The organism is Photobacterium lucens, assembly GCF_009873615.1.
GTDB classification, from domain to species: Bacteria; Pseudomonadota; Gammaproteobacteria; order Enterobacterales; family Vibrionaceae; genus Photobacterium; species Photobacterium lucens.
Genome location: NZ_SSMG01000139.1, coordinates 1 through 2,684, shown reverse-complemented (window position 1 = coordinate 2,684; position 2,684 = coordinate 1). Strand labels below are relative to the sequence as shown.

Genomic DNA, 2,684 nt, shown 5'->3' with positions numbered 1-2,684 from the left:
CCCTGACTTTCATCAGAGCTTTAATTTTCTTTTATAGTTTTAACAGTAATGCTTATTACAACAAGCGATTACCGTTTTCATCGATGATGACTTCGCCATCTTCTTTGATTAATGGTCCTTTCGGCCAGTTTTCTAATACATCTAGTACCGCTTCACTTGGGCGACACAGTTTCACGCCTTTTGCTGTACATACGATTGGGCGGTTCACCAATACTGGATGCTCTAACATAGCTTCAAGGATCACTTCGTCTGATACGCTTTCATCCAATAAACCAAGCTCTTTGGCTGGTGATTTACTGGTACGTAATGCTGTGCGTGGTGTTAGGTTTGCCGCTGCAAATAACGCTTGAAGCTGAGGCTTGGTCCACCCTTCTTGAATGTATTCAATCACGACTGGCTCATAGCCTGCATCTTGGATAATTTGCAGCACATTTCTTGAAGTGCCACATTCTGGATTATGGTGAATAACAACCATGTTTTTACTCTCCGTGTACTTTTGAAATAGTGTTTGATGGCATTTCGTTTTCATCAAACCAATGACGGGTACGGTTGGCAAACCATACTAAAGACAGCATTACAGGCACTTCTACCAGCACACCTACAACCGTGGCAAGGGCTGCACCTGAATGTAAACCAAATAGTGAAATCGCAACGGCTACTGCTAATTCAAAGAAGTTAGATGTACCAATCATACAAGCAGGTGCTGCAATGTTGTGGGCTAACTTCATGCGTTTTGCAGCCCAGTAAGCAATAGCAAAAATCGCATAGGTTTGAATTAACAATGGGATCGCAATTAAGACAATTGCTTCAGGGTTTGCCAGAATCGTTTCCGCTTGGAAACCAAACAATAAAACCACTGTTGATAACAAACCGATAATTGACCAAGGCTTTAGCTTGGCTAATAAGTTATCTAAACGTGAGTGATCGTTAGATTTATCAAGCGCTTTACGAGTAATCGCACCTGCAACTAGTGGGATCACCACATACAGCACCACTGATAATACTAGGGTATCCCAAGGTACTGTAATGTCTGTCACACCTAGCAAGAATGCAGCAATCGGTGCGAAAGCAAAAATCATGATCAGATCGTTTACTGATACTTGTACCAAGGTGTAGTTCGCATCACCTTTGGTCATTTGACTCCACACAAATACCATTGCAGTACAAGGTGCTACACCCAATAAGATCATACCTGCGATGTATTGAGAAGCTGTTTCTGGCTCAACCCAAGAGGCAAAGAAAACTTTAAAGAATAGCCAACCAAGAAACGCCATGCTGAAAGGTTTTACTAACCAATTAATTACCAGCGTTAATACTAGGCCTTTCGGTTTTTTACCTACATCTTTGATCGATGAGAAATCAATCTGCATCATCATTGGGAAGATCATTAACCAAATTAATACCGCAATGACGATATTAACGTGCGCGTATTCAAGCGATGCCACCACACTAAATAATTGTGGGATTGCACTGCCAAGAATAATACCGGCAATAATGGCTGCCCCTACCCAAACTGTTAAGTAACGTTCAAACAGTCCCATTTTCTTACCCTTCTTTTTGGTTTACACGTTGCATTAATTGTTCTGCGCTTTCGACACGCTCTGAGTAGCGATCAACTAGAAAATCACTGTTATCACGAGTGAGTAGCGTGAATTTTACTAGCTCTTCCATTACATCAACGATGCGGTTGTAATAGCCTGATGGCTTCATACGATCGTTATCGTCAAACTCTAAAAACGCTTTCGCGACTGCTGATTGGTTAGGGATGGTGATCATGCGCATCCAACGACCCAATACACGAAGCTGATTTACTACATTGAACGACTGAGAACCGCCACACACTTGCATTACCGCCAGTGTTTTACCTTGAGTAGGACGAACAGCCCCCATTGATAGTGGGATCCAATCAATTTGCGCTTTCATAATGCCCGTCATCGAACCATGACGCTCTGGCGAACACCACACTTGCCCTTCTGACCACAGGACTAATTCTCGTAGCTCTTCCACTTTTGGATGCGTTGGATCTTCAGCATCAGGAAGCGGTAAACCTTCAGGATTAAAAATACGTACTTCTGCACCCATTTTAACTAATAAGCGTGCTGACTCTTCAATCACTAACTTACTAAATGAGCGCTTACGTAATGATCCATAAAGCAACAAAATACGTGGCTTATGCGTCGATTTTGGTGCGATTAAATCTTCAGAAACCGTTGATTTAAAATGGCTTTCATCAAGATTCGGTAATGAGAAGTCTTTGATTTCCATGTAATGACCTATGATCAATATATCGTTGAGATTTAATAAATAATCTGGCTATAAATTGTGATTAGCAGTTAGAGCAGTCGCTATTCAATCGAGATAGACAGTCTTCTAAATATTGATGACTGTTTTGTGACGATGTTGAAATAATGTCATTCATCCATGCTGGCATAGCTGGGTTTAACTTGTAATACACCCACTTCGCACGACGCTCATCCACCAGCAGCTCATTACGACGCAGTTCCGCTAAATGACGCGATACTTTCGGTTGGCTGATCTCTAGTGCATTTTGTAAATCACAGACACAAAGCTCCCCTTTTAAGCTAAGGAGCATAAGTACTTTAAGGCGAGTGTCATCCGCCATGGCTTTGAAGAATGATAGTGTTTCCATAAAGCTCACATACGATTTTTCATATATATGATAC

4 protein-coding genes are annotated in these 2,684 nt (G+C 41.6%); all 4 read right to left on the bottom strand.

Going from position 1 to position 2,684, the window contains the following annotated elements; genetic code table 11:
* Positions 1 to 55 precede the first annotated feature (55 nt).
* Positions 56 to 475 (bottom strand): arsenate reductase (glutaredoxin), encoded by a 420-nt coding sequence (gene arsC, locus E5A76_RS06855; protein ID WP_053988859.1) that lies wholly within the window; start codon positions 473 to 475, stop codon positions 56 to 58.
* 4 nt (positions 476 to 479) lie between these two features.
* On the bottom strand, positions 480 to 1,541 hold the full coding sequence (arsB, locus tag E5A76_RS06850; protein ID WP_107165935.1) for an ACR3 family arsenite efflux transporter: 1,062 nt from the start codon (positions 1,539 to 1,541) through the stop codon (positions 480 to 482).
* Between the two features lie 4 nt (positions 1,542 to 1,545).
* Positions 1,546 to 2,265, bottom strand: a complete 720-nt coding sequence (gene arsH, locus E5A76_RS06845; RefSeq protein ID WP_161118486.1) for an arsenical resistance protein ArsH — start codon at positions 2,263 to 2,265, stop codon at positions 1,546 to 1,548.
* 61 nt (positions 2,266 to 2,326) lie between these two features.
* Complete coding sequence (locus E5A76_RS06840; protein ID WP_008989058.1) at positions 2,327 to 2,623, bottom strand: metalloregulator ArsR/SmtB family transcription factor; 297 nt, start codon at positions 2,621 to 2,623, stop codon at positions 2,327 to 2,329.
* Positions 2,624 to 2,684 lie beyond the last annotated feature (61 nt).